Raw genomic sequence first — 17,947 nt, forward strand, 5'->3', positions numbered from 1 at the left:
CCGCCCGCCGCCGCGCGCTGCGGCGGGCCGCCCTGGTGGGCGCGGCCGCCCTGTCCCTGCTGCTCCCGCTCTGGACGGCCGTGCCGTCCGGTCGCGCCGCCGCGGGCCTGCTCCTGGTGCTCGCCGCACTCGGCCTGGAGCGCCTCGCCGCGCTCCTGGCGGTGCGGGTGCCGGGTCGCGGGGGCGTGGACGAGGTCGGCAGGGCCGCCCTCGTGGTGCTCGCGGCGGTGGCGGTCTGGGCCGTCGCCGCCCTGACCGGGCTCCCGGACCGCCTGCCGGACGGCGCCGGACCGCGGGCCGCGGCCCTGGCCGTGGCGCTGCTCGTGATCGGCGCCCTGCTCCTGGCGGGATGGGTGCGGCCCGTCCCGGCCCTCGTCGTCGTGGTGGCCGCGGCGATCCTCGGGGGCACCGGGGCCTGGCTGCTGTGGTCCTGGACGGGCGGCCCCGGGTCCGTCCGGACCGACCTGCCGGCCGTGGCCGGGGCGGCCTACGCCTGGGCGGTCGTCCTGTGGTGGGCGCCCTCGGAGGGCATGCTGCGGCGGTACGGACCCGGCGAGGAGCTGCGGCCCCGCCGGTGCGCGATGGGGCCGCGCCTCGGACGAGGCCTCCGCCGGACGGAGCCTGCCCCGGAGGAGGCGTGCGTCAGAACAGGCCGGTGACGCGCCCGTCGTCGTCGATCCCGATCCGCTCGGCCGCCGGGGACGTCCCCAGTCCCGGCATGGTGCGCATCGTCCCGCAGATCGCGTAGAGGTACCCGGCGCCCACGGCGGCCCGCAGCTCCCGGACCGGCAGGGACCAGCCGGTGGGCGCGCCCTTGAGGGACGGGTCCGCCGTGGTGGACAGGTGGGTCTTGGCGACGACGACCGGCAGCCCCCCGAAGCCCAGCTCCTCGTAGCGGGCCAGCTGGCGCTCCGCGGCCGGGGTGATCTCGAGGCCGTCCGCGCCGTAGACGCGGGTGGCGACCGCGGTGAGCTTGTCCTCGAGGGACTCCGTGAGCCCGTAGGTCGGCGTGTAGCCGGCCGGGTGCTCGCACGCCGCGGCCACGGCGTCGGCCAGCTCGGCCGCCCCCGCCCCGCCCTCGGACACCGCCGTGCACACGGCCACCTCCGCCCCGGCCGCCCGGGCGATCCGGCGGATCGCCTCGTGCTCCGAGGGGTGGTCGCCGGGGAACGCGTTGATCGCCACCACCGGGGACACCCCGAAGGACCGGGCGATCGCCAGGTGGTGGAGCAGGTTGGCGGCCCCCGCCTCGACGTCCCCCGGGTTCTCCTGGAGCATCTCGGCGGGGAGCGCCTTGCCCGGGCGCACGGTGTAGCGGCCGGAGTGGGTCTTCAGCGCCCGCACCGTGGTCACGAGCACGGCCGCGTCCGGGGTCAGGCCGGAGACCCTGGCCTTGACGTTGACCAGGCGCTCCAGGCCCATGTCCGCGCCGAACCCGGCCTCGGTGATGACGTAGTCGGCGTGCGCCATGGCCACGTAGTCGGCGATCACGGAGGAGTTGCCGGTCGCGATGTTGCCGAACGGGCCGGCGTGGACCAGCGCGGGGGTCGCCTCGAGCGTCTGCAGCAGGTTCGGCCGGAAGGCGTCCTGCAGCATCACCGCCATGGAGCCGGCGGCCCGGAGGTCCTCGGCGGAGACGGGCTCGCCGTCCTGCGTGTAGCCCACCACGATCCGGCCCAGGCGGCGGCGCAGGTCGGCGAAGGACGTGGCGAGCGAGAGGATCACCATCACCTCGGACGCGGCCGTGATGTCGAAGCCCGTCTGGCGGGGCACGCCGTCCTGGTGGTCGCCGAGTCCCACGACCACGTTGCGCAGCGCCCGGTCGTTGACGTCGAGGACCCGCCGCCACGTGATCGAGCGGACGTCCAGGCCCAGCGCGTTGCCGTGGTGGAGGTGGTTGTCGATCATCGCCGCCAGCAGGTTGTGGGCGGCGGTCACGGCGTGGAAGTCCCCGGTCAGGTGCAGGTTCAGCTTGTCCATCGGCAGCAGCTGGGCGTAGCCCGCCCCCGCGGCACCGCCCTTGATGCCGAATGTGGGCCCCATGGAGGGCTGGCGCAGGGTCAGGGCCGCGGAGCGCCCGGTGGCCGCCATCCCCTGGGCCAGGCCCACCGCCGTGGCCGTCTTGCCCTCGCCGAGCGGCGTGGGGGTCAGCGCCGTGACCACCACGTACCGCACGCCCCGGGCGTGCTTCCGGTCGGTGGCCTCCTCCGGAGTGGACACCTCGTCCGGGCGCGGGTCGATCTTCGCGACGAACCGCCCGTAGGGGTCCAGGCGGTCGTCGGCGATGCCGGCGGCGGCCGCGATCTCGGCGACGGGACGGGGCGCGGCGGCCTGGGCGATCTCCAGGTCCGAGGGCAGCGGGGCGGCGACGTGCGTCATGGGCCCAGTCTGGTGGACCCGGGCGCGTCCCGGCCAGTGCCCCGCCGCCGCGGAACCGGCACGGGCCCCGGTGCACCGTCCCGATACAGTGGAGGACGATGAAACTCCTCGAAGCACTCTCCCCCGAGCTCGGCGCCCCGGGCCACCCGTACTACCGCGGCGACTTCGCCACCAACGCCCTGTCCGGGGACGAGGTCTACGAGGGGTTCCTCGGCTGGATCGCCTCCAAGGACATGGAGCTCTACCCCGCCCAGGACGAGGCCGTGCTCGAGTTCGCGAGCGGGTCCAACGTGATCCTCGCGACCCCGACCGGGTCCGGGAAGTCCACCGTGGCGGTCGCCGCGCACTTCGCGGGCCTCGCCGCCGGGCAGCGCTCCTACTACACCGCCCCGATCAAGGCGCTCGTGTCCGAGAAGTTCTTCTCGCTCGTGGAGATCTTCGGCGCGGAGAACGTCGGCATGGTCACCGGCGACTCCGCCGTCAACGCCGCCGCCCCCATCATCTGCTGCACCGCCGAGATCCTCGCCAACGTCGCCCTGCGCGAGGGCCGGGACGCGGACGTGGGGCCCGTGGTGATGGACGAGTTCCACTTCTACTCCGACCCCCAGCGCGGTTGGGCGTGGCAGGTGCCGCTGCTGCAGCTGCCCCAGGCGCAGTTCCTGCTCATGAGCGCCACGCTCGGGGACGTCTCCCGCTTCGAGGAGGGGATCACGGAGCTCACCGGGCGCCCCACCACCACGGTCTCCTCCGCCGAGCGGCCCATCCCCCTGCACCACTACTGGTCCGAGGACCCCATCCACGAGGCGCTCGAGGAGCTGCTGAGCACCAATCAGGCCCCGGTCTACGTGGTGCACTTCTCCCAGCTGCAGGCCATGGACCAGGCGCAGAACCTGATGTCCGTCAACGTGCTGACCAAGGAGGAGAAGGAGCGCATCGGCGAGCTGATCGCCGGGTTCCGCTTCTCCGCCGGCTTCGGCAAGACCCTCAACCGCCTGGTCCGCCACGGGATCGGGGTCCACCACGCCGGGATGCTGCCCAAGTACCGCCGGCTCGTGGAGCAGCTCGCCCAGACCGGGATGCTCAAGGTCATCTGCGGCACCGACACCCTGGGGGTGGGCATCAACGTGCCCATCCGCACCGTGGTCATCACGGCGCTGTCCAAGTTCGACGGCGAGCGCACCCGCCGGCTCAACGCCCGCGAGTTCCACCAGATCGCCGGCCGGGCGGGACGGGCCGGCTACGACACCGCGGGCACCGTGGTGGTCCAGGCCCCCGAGCACGTCATCGAGAACAACAAGGCCATGAAGAAGGCCCACGCGAAGTTCGGCGACGACCAGAAGAAGCTGCGCCAGGTGGTGCGGAAGAAGCCGCCGCAGGGCTTCGTGTCCTGGGGGAAGCCGACGTTCGAGACCCTGGTGGCCTCCGAGCCGGAACCGTTGACCTCCTCCTTCACGGTGACCCACTCGATGCTGCTCAATCTCCTGCAGCGCCCCGGGGACCCGGTGCTGGCGGCGTGGCACCTGCTGACCCACAACCACGAGACGCGGCAGCGTCAGCGTGTGCTGCTGCGGCAGGCCATCGGCATCCTCAAGGAGCTGCGCGCCGCCGGCGTCGTGGAGAAGCTCGGGACCCCGGACGAGGAGGGCCGCACCTGGCGGCTGACCGTGGAGCTGCAGGAGAACTTCGCCCTCAACCAGCCGCTGTCCCCGTTCGCCCTGGCCGCCCTCACCCTGCTGGACCGGGAGGACCCGGGCTACGCCCTGGACGTCGTCTCCGTCATCGAGGCCACCCTGGAGAAGCCGCGCCAGGTCCTCAACATGCAGGAGAAGAAGGCCCGCGGGGAGGCCGTGGCGTCGATGAAGGCGGAGGGCCTCGACTACGACGAGCGGATGAAGGAGCTCGAGGACGTCAGCTACGCCAAGCCGCTCGAGGAGCTGCTGACCCAGGCGTTCGAGACCTACCGCACCGGCGCCCCGTGGGTGGCGCAGTTCGAACTGACGCCGAAGTCCGTGGTGCGGGACATGTACGAGCGCGCCATGACGTTCGGCGACTACGTCCAGTTCTACGGCCTGGCCCGGTCCGAGGGCATCCTGCTGCGCTACCTCTCCGACGCCTACAAGGCGCTGCGCCAGACCGTGCCGCTGGACCTGCTCCGGGAGGACCTCGAGGACCTCGTCGAGTGGCTGGGCGAGCTCATCCGGCAGACCGACAACTCGCTGCTCGACGAGTGGGAGAAGCTGGCCGCCGGAGAGGAGTCGCCCATGGGCACCTCTGCGGACTCCCTCGAGGAGCTCATCGACGAGCAGCCCCCCGTGATCACGTCCAACCCGCGGGCGTTCCGCGTCATGGTCCGCAACGCCCTGTTCCAGCGCGTGGAGCTGTTCGCGGACGAGAAGGACAAGGTCCTCGGCGCCCTCGACGGGGAGCACGGCTGGGACCGGGACCGGTGGGCGGACGCCATGGACGCGTACTTCGCCGAGCACGAGGACATCTACACGGACCCCCAGTCGAGGGGCCCGGGGCTGATCCGGATCGACGAGCAGCCCGAGGGGCTGCCCGGGTACTGGACCGTGGTGCAGGTCTTCGACGACCCGGACGGCCACCACGACTGGGGCATCAACGCCCGCATCGACCTGCGGGTCTCGGACGAGGACGGCTTCCCCGCCGTGGTCGTGGACAACGTGGGCCCCGTCACCGAGACGGGGCGCTGAGCCGGGACCGCCCGGGCGCTCCCCAGCGCCCCCGGACGACGACGGAGCCCCCGGCGCGCACCTGATCGGTGCGCGCCGGGGGCTCCTGCTCGCGGTGCGCGGGGCACCGTGGGCGGCGGCTCAGACGGCGGAGCTGCCGCCGCCGCGGGGGGCGTCCGGGGTCGTGGTCCCGGTCGTGTCCTGGGTCTCGGACCGGGCGCCGGAGAGAGCCTCGGCCTCCGGCTCCGGCACCGTGTCCGGCTCGGGCCCCACACCGGTGCGCTCGAACTCGCTGTGCTTGCCGCGGGCGCGGTCCAGCAGCTCGTGGAAGTGCTTCTCCGACTCGAGCAGCTCCTCGCGGTGCTGGTCGGAGATCTTCGGCATCTGCCGCTGGTACCTGGCGGCCTTCTCGGCCAGCTTCCGGCGCTCCTCGGCGGGGGCGTCCTGGGGCAGGGTCACGTACTTCTCGGCGACGGTCTGCAGGCCGTTGAGCACCCGCAGCGCCCGGCCCTTGGGGCTGTAGAGGGAGGCCAGGACGGTGAGCGTCAGGACGCCCACGATGACGGTCAGCGAGAGGCTGATGCCGACCTCGACGACCTCCACGTGCTCGCCGTTGTTGATGAAGCCGAGGTTGTTCTCGTGCAGCGCGTGCAGGATCAGCTTGACGCCGATGAAGCCGAGGATGATCGCGAGGCCCCAGGAGAGGTAGATGAGCCGGTCCAGGAGCCCGTCGATGAGGAAGTAGAGCTGGCGCAGGCCCATCAGCGAGAACGCCACGGCGGTGAACACCAGGTAGGTCTGCTGGGTGAGGCCGAAGATCGCGGGGATCGAGTCCAGGGCGAAGAGGACGTCCGTGCCGCCGATGGCCACCATGACGAGGAGCATCGGCGTCATGACCTTCTTGCCGTTCTCGACCGTGAACAGCTTGTCGCCGTCGTACTCGTCCGAGGTGTGCATGAAGCGCTTGGCGGTGCGGATGATGAAGTTGTCGGCCTCGTCGTGCGCGGACTCCGAGAGCTCGCCCTTGATCAGGGAACCGGCCGTCAGCAGCAGGATGAGACCGAACAGGTAGAAGACCCACGCGAACTGGTTGATCAGCCCCGCGCCCACGAAGATCAGGGCGGTGCGGGCGATCAGGGCGAAGGTGATGCCGAACAGCAGGACCTTCTGCTGGTCCGCTCGCGGGACCTTGAAGGACGCCATGATGATGAGGAACACGAAGAGGTTGTCGACCGACAGCGCCTTCTCCGTGATGTACCCGGCGTAGTACTCCCCGGCGTACCGGCCTCCCCACTGGAGGAGAACGTACAGGCCGAACACGAGGGCGATGCCCACGTAGATCGCCGACCAGATCGCGGCTTCCTTCAGCTGGGGCTCGTGCGCCTTGCGCACGTGGAACACGTAGTCGAACAGGAGCAGGCCGATGATGGCCGCGATCGTGACGATCCAGACGGTGAGTGAGACTTCCATGGTTCTGCTTTCGGGGTCGAGTACGGGACAGCCGTAAGTCTCTCCGCCGGCCGCGCGGGACCGTTCCGGTCCGTCGTGCTGGGCTCGGCCGCTGCGTCCGGCCGGGCTGAGGCACCCGACGTGCTGACGTCCACAGCGCTGAGGGATACTCCCCTAGGCTGAGCACAGTCTATACAGCCGTCCGCCCGGACCTGCGCGAGGGCCCGCCCCGCCGGCCGGCGGGACGGGCCCTCGCACGCGCACCGGCCCGGGGGCCGGTGCCCCCGGGACGGTTCAGCGCCCGGTCTCCTGGGGGGAGCCCGGCGACGCGGCGCCGCTCTCGGCCCGGTGCTCCTCGACCGACTTCCCGGTGCGCTCGGAGAGGTCAGGCAGCTCCACCGAGGAACGTCCGGCGGCCGCCACGGCGGCGTGGTACTTCAGGACGAGATCCGCCTGGACCGCCCGCAGCTCCCCCGTGCTGGTGTCCTCCCCCGGGCTGCGGTAGGTCTCGATGGCCCGGTGGAGCTCCGCCGCGGCGTGGGCGGAGCGCCCCTTCGGGCTGACCACCGAGGCGACCGTGGCGACCACGATGATCCCCACGATCACGCCCAGGGACACGAACGTGGGGATCTCCGGGGCCCACCCGATGTGCTCGCCGCCGTTGATGAACGGCACCTCGTTCTCGTGCATGGCGTGCAGGACGAGCTTGACCCCGATGAACGCCAGGATCAGGGACAGTCCGTGCTTGAGGTAGATCAGACGCTCCATCAGCCCGCCGAGCAGGAAGTAGAGCTGGCGCAGGCCCATGAGGGCGAAGATGTTGGCCGTGAAGACGATGAACGGGCTCTGGGTGAGGCCGAAGATCGCCGGGATGGAGTCGAACGCGAACATCAGGTCGGTCACGCCGATGGTCACGAAGACGACGAGCATCGGGGTGAACACCCGCTTGCCGGCCACCGTGGTGCGCAGCCTGTTGCCGTCGTACCGGTCCGTCATGGGGACCACCGTGCGCAGGCGGCGGATCAGCGCGCTCTCCCCGGCCTCGGCCTCGCCGTCGTCCTTGGCCTGCTGCCAGGCGGTCCAGAGCAGGAAGACGCCGAACAGGTAGAAGACCCAGGAGAAGTTCGCGATGATCGTGGCGCCCAGGAGGATGAACACGCCGCGCAGGACCAGCGCGATGATGATGCCCACCATCAGCACCTCCTGCTGGTACTTCCGGGGCACCGAGAAACGGGCCATGATCACGATGAACACGAACAGGTTGTCGATGCTCAGGCTGTACTCGGTGACCCAGCCCGCCACGAACTGGGTGCCCTGCTCGGCGCCGGCGAAGACGAACATCAGGCCCGCGAACACGAGGGCGAGGGCCACGTAGACGCCCACCCAGGTGCCGGCCTCCTTCATGGAGGGCTCGTGCGGGCGCTTGGCGACCAGGATGAGGTCGAAGAGGAGGATGCAGCCGAGGACGACGAAGGAGCCGATCTCGAACCACGCGGGTAGCTGTGTGTGCACGCGAGTTCTTTCGCTGGGAATGGGTGAGCCCGCGGGCCGGCGTCGTCCGAGGAGAGGGCGGACCGGGGCATCACGATGAGCCGCAAGTCTCTCCACCGCGCCCGGCGGGCGCGGTGCCCGGGTGCCGAGGTGCGGTCGCTGCGACCGGCCCGGCTCCGTTGCCCGGCGTGCTGACGACCGCAGCGCTGAGGGATACTCCCCTACGCGCAGAGGACTCTACCCGACGCCGGGAGGACGCCGGGAACGGGCGTCCCGCCCGGCGTCCGTTCCCGCTCGGCTCAGGCGTGCCCGGCCTGCTGCATCTGGCGCAGCTCCTTCTTGAGGTCCGCGAGCTCGTCGCGGATCCGCCCGGCGAGCTCGAACTGCAGCTCCTGGGCCGCGGCCTGCATCTGCTCCGTCATCTGCGCGATGAGGTCCACGAGGTCCTCCGCCGGTGCGGCCGTGAACCCGTCCTGGCGCAGCTTGTCCTCCGCGGCCACCACGGCGTCCCGCCCGCCCTTGCCCCCGGTCGGCGCGGTCTTCTTGCCGGCGGCGGCCCGCCGGGCGAGCAACTCCCGGGTGTCCTCCTCCTCGCGCTGGAGCTGGTCGGTGATGTCGGCGATCTTCTTCCGCAGGGGCTGCGGGTCGATGCCGTGCTCCGTGTTGTAGGCGACCTGGATCTCCCGGCGCCGGTTCGTCTCCTCGATCGCGGTGGCCATCGAGTCGGTGATCCGGTCGGCGTACATGTGCACCTGCCCGGAGACGTTGCGGGCGGCGCGGCCGATCGTCTGGATCAGGGACGTCGTCGAGCGCAGGAAGCCCTCCTTGTCCGCGTCGAGGATCGCCACGAGGGACACCTCGGGCAGGTCCAGGCCCTCCCGGAGCAGGTTGATGCCGACGAGGACGTCGAACGTGCCCATCCGCAGCTCGCGCAGCAGCTCCACGCGGCGGAGGGTGTCGACGTCGGAGTGCAGGTACTGGACCCTGACCCCGTGCTCCATGAGGTACTCGGTGAGGTCCTCGGCCATGCGCTTGGTGAGGGTCGTGACGAGCACGCGCTCGTCCCGCTCGACCCGCAGGTTGATCTCATCGAGGAGGTCGTCGATCTGACCCTTGGTGGGCTTGACGATCACCTCCGGGTCCACCAGGCCCGTGGGGCGGATGATCTGCTCCACGTAGCCGTCCGCCTGGGACAGCTCGTACTTGCCGGGCGTGGCCGAGAGGTAGACGGTCTGACCGATGCGCTCCAGGAACTCGTCCCACTTCAGCGGGCGGTTGTCCATCGCGGAGGGCAGCCGGAAGCCGTGCTCCACCAGGGTGCGCTTGCGGGACATGTCCCCCTCGTACATGCCGCCGATCTGCGGGATGGTCACGTGGGACTCGTCGACCACCAGCAGGAAGTCGTCCGGGAAGTAGTCGATGAGGCAGTGCGGGGCGGACCCGCGGGGGCGGCCGTCGATGTGCAGCGAGTAGTTCTCGATGCCGTTGCAGTAGCCCATCTGCTCCATCATCTCGAGGTCGTACGTGGTGCGCATCCGCAGCCGCTGGGCCTCCACCAGCTTGTTCTGCGACTCCAGCTCCTGCAGCCGCGCCGCGAGCTCGTCCTCGACGGCCTTCACGGCCCGGGCCATCCGGTCCGCGCCCGCCACGTAGTGGGAGGCCGGGAAGACGTACATCTCGGTCTCCTCCCGGATGATCTCCCCGGTGAGCGGGTGGAGGGTGTAGATGGACTCGATCTCGTCGCCGAAGAACTCCACGCGGACCGCGTGCTCCTCGTACATCGGGATGATCTCCACGGTGTCCCCGCGCACCCGGAAGGTGCCCCGGTGGAAGTCGACGTCGTTGCGCGCGTACTGCATGTTCACGAACCGGCGCAGCAGCTCGTCGCGGTCCATCTCCTGCCCCCGGCGCAGGGTGACCATCTGCTCCACGTACTCCTCGGGGGTGCCCAGGCCGTAGATGCAGGACACGGTGGCGACCACGACGACGTCGCGCCGGGTCAGCAGGGCGTTGGTCGCCGAGTGCCGCAGCCGCTCGACCTCCTCGTTGACCGAGGAGTCCTTCTCGATGAAGGTGTCCGTCTGCGGGACGTAGGCCTCGGGCTGGTAGTAGTCGTAGTAGGACACGAAGTACTCGACGGCGTTGTTGGGCAGCAGCTCCCGCAGCTCGTTCGCGAGCTGCGCGGCCAGCGTCTTGTTCTGCACCATGACGAGGGTCGGCCGCTGGACGCGCTCGATGAGCCACGCGGCGGTCGCGGACTTGCCGGTGCCGGTGGCGCCGAGCAGCACGACGTCCTTCTCCCCCGCCTCGATCCTCGTGGCGAGCTCCTCGATGGCCCTGGGCTGGTCGCCCGCGGGGACGTAGTCGGAGATGACCTCGAAGGGGGCGACGACACGGTTGATCTTCTGGGCGAGGCTCATGACACCAGGCTACGCGCCGCCCCGGACACGCAGCCCGGGTTCCTCCGGAGGCGATCGGCCCCGCCGCGACCGGGCGTCGGCACCGGGAGCCGCACCGGCGGCGCACCGGAGAGGGCCCGGGGACACGCCCGGGAAATACGCCGTGGGCCCCGCCCGTTGCACAGGGCACACCGCCGCGCCCGGCGGGGAGCCACCGGCGCCCCCGGGCCACCCTCGAGAGGAACACCGTGTCCATCGTCATCACCGGGGCGACCGGCCAGCTGGGCCGCCACGTCATCAGCTCCCTCCTGCGCCTGGACGTGCAGCTGCCGGACCTCGTGGCCGCCGGCCGCAACGAGGACAAGCTCGGAGCCCTCCGGGAGCTGGACCTCGCCACGGTCCGGATCGACTACACCGACCCCGCGACCCTGGACGAGGCCTTCGCCGGGGCGGACACGGTCCTGCTGATCTCCAGCAGCGAGGTGGGCCGGCGGGTGCCCCAGCACCGGAACGCGGTCGACGCCGCCGTCCGGGCCGGGGTGTCCCGCCTCGTCTACACCAGCGCCCTCGGCGCCGACCGCGGGAAGCTGCTGCTCGCGGAGGAGCACCTGGCCACGGAGCAGGCCATCGCCGAGTCCGGGCTCCCGTACACGATCGTGCGCAACGGCTGGTACACCGAGAACTTCGAGCCGGCCCTGCGGCACGCGGAGACCACCGGCGTGGTCCTCGCCAGCGCCGGGGAGGGCCGGGTGGCCAGCGCCACGCGCGAGGACTACGCGGAGGCGATCGCCGCGGTCCTCGCCCAGGACGGCCACTCGGGGCAGACCTACGAGCTCTCCGGGGACGTGGCGTGGAGCTTCGACGAGCTCGCCGCGGCGCTCACCGAGGTCCTGGACCGGGAGGTGACCTACCGGCGCCTCACGCCCGAGCAGCACCTGGCGGAGCTGGAGCGGACCGGCGTGGACGAGAGCACCGCGCGCCTCCTGGTGGCCCTGGACGCCAACATCGAGGACGGCGCCCTGGACCTCGTCACCGGGGACCTGTCGCGGCTGCTCGGCCGGCACACCACCCCGCTGGTCGACGCGCTGCACGAGATGCGCTGAGTCCCGGGCCGCCGCCCGGGAGCCGGGCCGTCAGTTGCGGGAGGTCCCGGACCGGGGGCCGCCGCGGGAGTCGTCCCGGTGGTACAGGTACTCGTTGCCGTGCTCGTCCTTCTCGATCACGAAGTGCTTCTGGCACTCCTCGAACCAGGCGTGGGCGCGTTCGCTCTCCTCGGCGCCGTGGGCCTCCGGCGAGACGCGATCGGCGGCCCCGTAGACCATGAGGGCGATCTGGTTCAGCCGGTCCAGCAGGCGGTAGCCCGACGACGGTGAGTCCTCGTTGACGGTGTGCTGCTCTTTCGACATGACGTCCCCCCGGTGACCGCGATGCGGATGGGACCAGTCTAGTCCTCGTGCCGCGGACGGCGAAGGGCCGGCAACGACTCCGGACGCCCGGGGACGTCGTCCGCGGACGTCCTCACATCCGCTGGTACTTGGCCCTGACCACCATGAACACCCCGTAGCAGATGAGTCCCAGGGCCACGGCCCCGAGGATCCACGCGCCGAAGGGCTGCTCCTGGAGGGACTTGAGCGCACCGTCCAGACCAGTCGACTGCTCCGGGTCGTGCTGCACCGTGGCCACGACGAAGAGCACGCCGAGCACGCCCAGGGCCACGCCCTTCGCCGCGTACCCGGCCGCGCCCAGCCAGACCACGGCCGATCCGGCCGTGCCGGCCGGCAGGCTCCTCAGGTTGTCCCGGAAGGACCTCGTCACGCCCCGGTGGACGAAGAACGCACCCGCGACGACGAGGCCCAGACCCACGGCGATCAGGAGCACCGTGCCGGCTGGATGCGCCATGAGCCGGGCACTGAGCGACTGCGTCGACTCGCTGCTGTCGCTCGAGCCCCCGAGGGCGTACTTCCCGAACACCGCGCCGATGGCGCCGTAGACGACCGCCTGGCCGCCCATCTTGGCCCGGTGCCTGAGCCGCTCCCCGTCCGAGCGCTGCGTCGCGCCGAAGAACACCTCGCTGAACAGGAAGACGGCGAGCGCCGCGCAGCCCAGGAAGCACGCCCACAGCAGGACCGTGCCGCCGGGGCTGCCCGCGAGCGCGGCGACCGCCCCGGACTGGTCCGCGGAACCGGAGCCGCCGGTGGCGACGCGCAGCGCGATGACCCCGATCATGATGTGCAGCAGCCCCGCCGCCACGTATCCTGCGCGCGCCGCGAGGAGGAACCCCCGGGAGTCCGTCGCGTCGTCCGCGGCGTCGGCCGCTCTCGTGGCCTGCCGGCCGACCTCGCCCATGGCTCCTCCTGCGGTGTGGGACTCCATCGTGCGCCTGCGGACCGCGCCTGTCCACGACGCCGTTCGGCTGACACCCGGCGGCCGCCCTGCCGGGTCCGACGGCGGCGTTCCCGGCAGCAACGGATTCTCCGATCCGGGTGCTCCCGACCGGGCACGGGGGGAGACTGGGGGGATGAGCAGGGACTTCGGACGAACGACCGCGACGACCTCCGATGAGGACCGGGCGAGGAGTGTGGACGGGGACCTGGCCGGGCGGCTGGGCGAGCTGGCCCGCACCCTGCAGGTGGAGGAGGACGTCCAGGGCACGCTCGTGGCCATGGTCCACGCCGCGCAGGAGCTCATCCCCGGGGTGGTGGAGGCCTCGATCTCGGTGGCCAGGCGGCGGCGCTGCATCGAGTCCCGGGCCGCCTCCGGCGAGCTGCCCCGCAGGGTGGACCGGCTGCAGGAGGACACCGGGGAGGGACCCTGCATGGACGCGGCCTACGAGGAGCGGATCGTGCGCGTGCCCGACTTCCGCCGCGAGGACCGGTGGCCGCGGTTCGCTCCGGCCGCGCTGGAGGCGGGCGCCACGTCGATGCTCGCCTTCCAGCTCTACACCGACGGCGACGTCCTCGGGGCGCTCAACGTCTACGGGGCCGGCTTCGGGGCCTTCACCGAGGAGTCGGAGGAGATCGGCCTGCTGGTGGCGGCGCACGCCGCGGTGGCCCTCGCCGCCGCCCAGCAGGTCGACCACCTCCACGAGGCGCTGGCCACCCGGGACCTCATCGGCCAGGCGAAGGGCGTGCTCATGGAGCGGTTCAAGATCACGCCCCACGAGGCGTTCGTCCTCCTCACCACCGCCAGCTCGCAGACGAACACCAAGCTCCGGGACGTGGCCGAGCAGCTGGCCACCACCGGCGTCCTCGCCGGGGAACAGCCCGAGGGGTCAGCCGGCCCGCGGGACTCCTGACCGGCTCGGCGCCGGCCGTTCACCCGCGGAGCCCAGCGTTGAGCCGGGCGGCCTGTCGCGTGAGGTGGTCGCGCTCGGGGAGGCTGAGCGCCGATCGGGCGGCCTCGGCGTAGAGCCGTGCCGCGGTCACGGCGTCGCCGTCGCGCTCGTGGAGGTACGCCGCGGCGGCGGTGTACCGGGGCAGGGCCGGGTCGAGACCCTCCAGGGCGGCCAGCCCGGCGCGAGGGCTCTCGGCCTCGCCGAGCGCGACGGCGCGGTTGAGGCGGGCGACCGGACTGTCGGTGAGCCGCACGAGCTCGTCGTACCACTCGACGATCTGCGTCCAGTCGGTCTCCTCGGCCGTGCGGGCGTCGGCGTGGAGCGCGGCGATGGCGGCCTGGGCCTGGAACTCCCCCGGGCGGTCGCGGGCGAGGGCGGCCTGCAGGACGTCGACGCCCTCGACGATCAGACGGGTGTCCCACCGGGTGCGGTCCTGCTCGGCGAGCGGAACGAGGCTGCCGTCGGGCCGGGTCCGGGCGGGGCGCCGGGCGTGGTGGAGCAGCATGAGCGCGAGCAGCCCCGCCACCTCCTCGTGCTCGATCCCGGCCGCCAGCCGGCGGGTGAGCCGGATCGCCTCGGCGGCGAGGTCGACGTCGCCGGAGTAGCCCTCGTTGAAGACGAGGTAGAGCACGCGCAGCACCGTGGCGACGTCACCGGGCTGCTGGAACCGGACGCCCGAGACGGTCCGTTTGGCCCGGCTGATCCGCTGCGCCATGGTCGCCTCGGGGACGAGGTAGGCCTGCGCGATCTGTCGCGTGCTCAGACCGCCGACCGCGCGCAGGGTCAGGGCGACCGCCGAGGCCGGTGTCAGCGAGGGGTGGGCGCACAGGAAGTACAGCTGGAGCGTGTCGTCCGCCGTCGCTCCCGGGCCGGGCGCGGGCTCGTCCTCGACCCGGATCTCGCGCCGGCGCCGGGAGGTGTCCGCGCGGGCGGCGTCCAGGAACTTGCGCCAGGCCACGGCGATCAGCCAGGCCCTCGGGTTCCGCGGCGGATCCCCCGGCCATACGCGCACCGCCTCGACGAGGGCGTCCTGCACGGCGTCCTCGGCCGCCGCGAAGCCGGCTCCGCGGCGGACGAGGATCCCGATCACGGCGGGGGTGAGGGTCCGCAGCAGGGCCTCGTCCACCGGGGGTCAGTCCGTGACGGTCGGCGGTGCGCCCAGGAACGGACGCACCTCGAGCCACTCGTGGATGGGCTTCCCGCCCGCCCCTGGGGCCGCGGACAGCTCCCCGGCCAGCTCCAGGGCCCGCTCGTAGGAGTCGACGTCGATCACCATCCACCCGGCGATCAGGTCCTTGGTCTCCGCGAACGGGCCGTCGGTGACCGGCGGCCGCCCCTCGCCGTCGTAGCGGACGAACGTGCCCTCCGGGGACAGTGCCTGCGCGTCGACGAACTCACCGGTCCCCCTGAGGCGCTCGGCGAACTCCTCCATGTACCGCACGTGCGCCGAGACCTCCTCCGGCGTCCACCGGTCCATCGGCACGTCGTGCACGGCTGCCGGCGCGCCACGGTAGTGCTTGAGCAACAGGTACTTGGCCATGATGTCCTCCTTGCCGAAGTACGGCCCATTGTGGCCGCGTTCGCCCCGGGGACGGAGCCGCGCGCGGGATCTCGACATCCCGCCGCGACATCTTTCGGTTTTCTCCCTGCACCCCGCCGGACCGGAGGACGATGGTGGGTGGGACCAGGCTCGAGCGGCGCACCGTGGTGTGCGCCCCGGCACGATCACCGGCACGTTCACCGGCACTTGGGGGCTCACATGGACACGGACATCGTTGCGGACACGTTCGAGGCGTCGCAGGCGGCGGTGGCCGCACGGATCGACGAGATCCTCGACGCGGCGATCTCCAAGGACATCGACCGGTTGATGAGCTACCACCTGGACGGACCGAAGTTCACCAAGTTCGACGACGAAGAGCCGCTGGACCGTCAGGACGCCGAGACGAGCGCGCGCCGGGAGGCCGAGCAGTTCGCGGTCATGGACGAACTCCGTGCCAGGTTCGACGGGCTCCAGATCGACGTGTTCGGACCAGTGGCCATCGCGACAGGCGTCTTCGTCTGGGAGGGCACGGCCAACGGCACGTCCTTCTCCGGCCGGAACCGGTCGACCGTGGTGTTCGTCGAGCACGGGGGCCAGTGGCTGATCGCCCACGAGCACTACTCCCCCTTCGTCGCCAGCTACTGAGCTGCTTCGTTCCGCTGCCACGGGATGCCCCCGTCGCCGAAGGGCACGGGGACACCCCTCAGCACCGTGCCCTCAACACGATGCCGCGAGAATTGCGCACTTCTCGGAAGATCACCGTGCCGGCCTGCACGGACGGTTCCACGAGCTCACGGCCGAGGTCGCCGGTCCCCGCAGCTGCGCGCCGGGGACCGGACCGGGGCGCTCCTGGACTCCTCGGGGCTGCGGGTGGGCCCGGAGGCGTCACCGGAACCTCGTCCGCCGTTGTGTGTCTTGGATTGCAGAACGGCTGCGACGGTCGTCCTACGTTGAGATGGCAGGTAGTCACCTCGAGGAAAGGACACTCCGATGTCTGCCACCCACGCAGCACACGGAACGGCGCGCACTTGGTGAACTCGGTGGTCATCGGTCTGGGCCTCACGGTGGTCCTGGAAGCGTTGATCCTGATGCCCCTGATGCTGGGCATGCCGCTGTTCGTCGTCGACACCATGGCGCTGTTCAGCCTGATGGGCCACCTGGTCTACGGGCTTATCCTGGGCCTGATCGCCGTGCGCGTTCTCAGGGGCCGCGCATGAGCGAGACCTGCGGGGACGACATCGTCCGCGCATCCGGGGGCGACCACAGGCCGTGGTCGCCCCCGGCACGAGAGGCGGACCCTTCGAGCACAGGCCCGGCGGACCCGTTCACCTGCATGGAGGAGGTCGACCTCTTCGCCGACCTCACCGCCGCCGAGATCGAGGCCATGCACCTGATGGTCCCCGAGCGGCGGTTCGGCCCGGGCGAGCTCGTCTACTCCCCGGCCCAGCCGGTCACGGCCCTGTTCATCCTCAAGACCGGCCGGGTCCGGGTCTTCCGCGTCGCCGAGGACGGCCGGGCCCTCACCATGGCGATCCTCGAGCCCGGGGCCGTGTTCGGGGAGATGCTCCTGCTGGGCCAGCAGATGTACGACAACTACGCCGAGGCCATCGAGCACTCGACCATCTGCCAGCTCACCTCCGAGGAGGTCGAACGCTATCTGATCGCCGACCCGCGCATCGCGGTGCGGATCTCCCGAATCCTCGGGGCACAGGTCGCACGCCTGGAGGACCGGCTCCTGGACCTGGCGCTGCGACCGCTCTCGGCCCGGGCCGCGAAGACCCTCCTGGCCCTCGCCGAGGCGGCTCCCCAGCCCCGTTTCGGTCCGGCGCCGCCGGTGCGGCTCACCCACGAACAACTGGCCGGTCTGCTCGGGGCCACCCGGGAGGCCACCAGCAAGACCATGGCCGACTTCGCCGCCCACGGCCTGATCAAACAGGGCCGCGGAAGGATCGCCGTCAAGGACGCCGAGGCGCTGCGCGTCATCGCCCGCAGGACGTCCTGACCCACCTCACACCCCTATCGGCCCCCACGCTTCCTCTGGAAGAACCACCGATCCTCAGCACCCCCACGAACGGAAGGCACCACCATGTCCCGCATCCCCGCCCACACCCTCGACTCCGCCCCCGCATCCGTGCGCGAAGAGCTCGCCGCCCTCAAGCAGCAGTTCGGGAAGGTCCTGAACATCCACGGCGCCATGGCCCACTCCCCCGTGGTCCTGCAGTCCTACGTGGCCCTGCAGCAGGTGATCGGGGACTACGGCACCTTCGACGCCGCCACCCGCGAGGCCGTCGCCCTGGCTGTGGGCAACGTCAACGAGTGCACCTACTGCCAGTCCGCCCACACCGCCGGTGCCAAGGCCGCGGGCCTGACCGAGGACCAGACCGTGGCGATCCGCAAGGACGAGATCGACTTCGACCCCAAGCTGGACGCGCTGCTGGCGGTGGCCCGCGAGGCAATCGGCCGGCAGGGCGAGGTGACCGAGACCACCTGGCAGGCCGCTCTCGATGCCGGGTGGACCGACGCGGAGCTGACCGAGCTCTCGGCGCACCTGACGCTGAACCTGTTCACCAACTACTTCAACCACATGGTCGGAACCGACCTCGACGTCCCGGCCGCCCCGGGCCTCTAGGACGGACCGCGCTCCTGCCGCGTCGATGCGGCAGGG

General features: G+C 71.5%; 14 protein-coding genes and 2 pseudogenes. 8 read left to right on the forward strand and 8 right to left on the reverse strand.

Features of this window, described 5'->3' with window-relative positions:
* Window positions 1-659, forward strand: a pseudogene (locus Q0817_RS07845) (hypothetical protein); the annotation flags it as partial.
* Here Q0817_RS07845 and Q0817_RS07850 read toward each other — a convergent pair.
* Window positions 643-2,379 (reverse strand): formate--tetrahydrofolate ligase, encoded by a 1,737-nt coding sequence (locus Q0817_RS07850; RefSeq protein ID WP_298585607.1) that lies wholly within the window; start codon window positions 2,377-2,379, stop codon window positions 643-645. The pseudogene Q0817_RS07845 and the gene Q0817_RS07850 overlap by 17 nt on opposite strands.
* A gap of 98 nt (window positions 2,380-2,477) precedes the next feature.
* On the opposite strand from Q0817_RS07850, the gene Q0817_RS07855 reads away from it, so the two are divergent.
* Complete coding sequence (locus tag Q0817_RS07855; protein ID WP_298585608.1) at window positions 2,478-5,090, forward strand: RNA helicase; 2,613 nt, start codon at window positions 2,478-2,480, stop codon at window positions 5,088-5,090.
* Window positions 5,091-5,210: 120 nt separating this feature from the next.
* Here Q0817_RS07855 and Q0817_RS07860 read toward each other — a convergent pair whose 3' ends face one another.
* From Q0817_RS07860 to uvrB, 3 genes and pseudogenes are all read right to left on the reverse strand, one after another.
* Window positions 5,211-6,539, reverse strand: a complete 1,329-nt coding sequence (locus tag Q0817_RS07860) for a TerC family protein (RefSeq protein ID WP_298585609.1) — start codon at window positions 6,537-6,539, stop codon at window positions 5,211-5,213.
* A 534-nt stretch (window positions 6,540-7,073) separates the two neighbouring features.
* Window positions 7,074-8,030: pseudogene (locus Q0817_RS07865) on the reverse strand (TerC family protein); the annotation flags it as partial.
* 278 nt (window positions 8,031-8,308) lie between these two features.
* A complete protein-coding gene (uvrB, locus tag Q0817_RS07870; protein ID WP_298585610.1) occupies window positions 8,309-10,429 on the reverse strand; it encodes an excinuclease ABC subunit UvrB in 2,121 nt (706 codons plus the stop codon).
* A gap of 227 nt (window positions 10,430-10,656) precedes the next feature.
* On the opposite strand from uvrB, the gene Q0817_RS07875 reads away from it, so the two are divergent.
* Entirely contained in the window at window positions 10,657-11,511 is an 855-nt protein-coding gene (locus tag Q0817_RS07875) for an SDR family oxidoreductase (protein ID WP_298585611.1), read from the forward strand.
* Between the two features lie 30 nt (window positions 11,512-11,541).
* Here Q0817_RS07875 and Q0817_RS07880 read toward each other — a convergent pair whose 3' ends face one another.
* Window positions 11,542-11,814: a hypothetical protein gene (locus Q0817_RS07880; RefSeq protein WP_298585612.1), complete on the reverse strand. Its 273-nt coding sequence runs from the start codon at window positions 11,812-11,814 to the stop codon at window positions 11,542-11,544.
* A 112-nt stretch (window positions 11,815-11,926) separates the two neighbouring features.
* Window positions 11,927-12,754 (reverse strand): DUF1206 domain-containing protein, encoded by an 828-nt coding sequence (locus tag Q0817_RS07885; RefSeq protein WP_298585613.1) that lies wholly within the window; start codon window positions 12,752-12,754, stop codon window positions 11,927-11,929.
* 172 nt (window positions 12,755-12,926) lie between these two features.
* Here Q0817_RS07885 and Q0817_RS07890 point away from each other — a divergent pair, with 172 nt between their 5' ends.
* A complete protein-coding gene (locus tag Q0817_RS07890; protein WP_298585614.1) occupies window positions 12,927-13,703 on the forward strand; it encodes a GAF and ANTAR domain-containing protein in 777 nt (258 codons plus the stop codon).
* A gap of 19 nt (window positions 13,704-13,722) precedes the next feature.
* Here the strand turns inward: Q0817_RS07890 and Q0817_RS07895 are convergent, their stop codons facing one another.
* On the reverse strand, window positions 13,723-14,868 hold the full coding sequence (locus Q0817_RS07895; protein ID WP_298585615.1) for an RNA polymerase sigma factor: 1,146 nt from the start codon (window positions 14,866-14,868) through the stop codon (window positions 13,723-13,725).
* Between the two features lie 6 nt (window positions 14,869-14,874).
* The gene (locus Q0817_RS07900; protein ID WP_298585616.1) at window positions 14,875-15,282 is read right to left on the reverse strand and encodes a YciI family protein; all 408 of its coding nucleotides are present in this window, start codon (window positions 15,280-15,282) and stop codon (window positions 14,875-14,877) included.
* 219 nt (window positions 15,283-15,501) lie between these two features.
* Here Q0817_RS07900 and Q0817_RS07905 point away from each other — a divergent pair, with 219 nt between their 5' ends.
* The 4 genes from Q0817_RS07905 (at window position 15,502) to Q0817_RS07920 (ending at window position 17,911) form a co-directional block, all read left to right on the forward strand.
* Window positions 15,502-15,927, forward strand: coding sequence for a nuclear transport factor 2 family protein (locus Q0817_RS07905; protein ID WP_298585617.1), 426 nt, complete (start codon window positions 15,502-15,504; stop codon window positions 15,925-15,927).
* 386 nt (window positions 15,928-16,313) lie between these two features.
* Window positions 16,314-16,499 (forward strand): hypothetical protein, encoded by a 186-nt coding sequence (locus tag Q0817_RS07910; RefSeq protein ID WP_298585618.1) that lies wholly within the window; start codon window positions 16,314-16,316, stop codon window positions 16,497-16,499.
* Window positions 16,496-17,284 carry a Crp/Fnr family transcriptional regulator gene (locus Q0817_RS07915; RefSeq protein WP_298585619.1) on the forward strand — a complete coding sequence of 263 codons (789 nt, stop codon included), beginning with the start codon at window positions 16,496-16,498 and terminating at the stop codon, window positions 17,282-17,284. Before Q0817_RS07910 ends, Q0817_RS07915 begins: the two co-directional genes overlap by 4 nt.
* Before the next feature lie 84 nt (window positions 17,285-17,368).
* Window positions 17,369-17,911: a carboxymuconolactone decarboxylase family protein gene (locus Q0817_RS07920; RefSeq protein ID WP_298585620.1), complete on the forward strand. Its 543-nt coding sequence runs from the start codon at window positions 17,369-17,371 to the stop codon at window positions 17,909-17,911.
* Window positions 17,912-17,947 lie beyond the last annotated feature (36 nt).

Source organism: uncultured Kocuria sp., from assembly GCF_947500125.1.
Classification (GTDB): domain Bacteria; phylum Actinomycetota; class Actinomycetes; order Actinomycetales; family Micrococcaceae; genus Kocuria.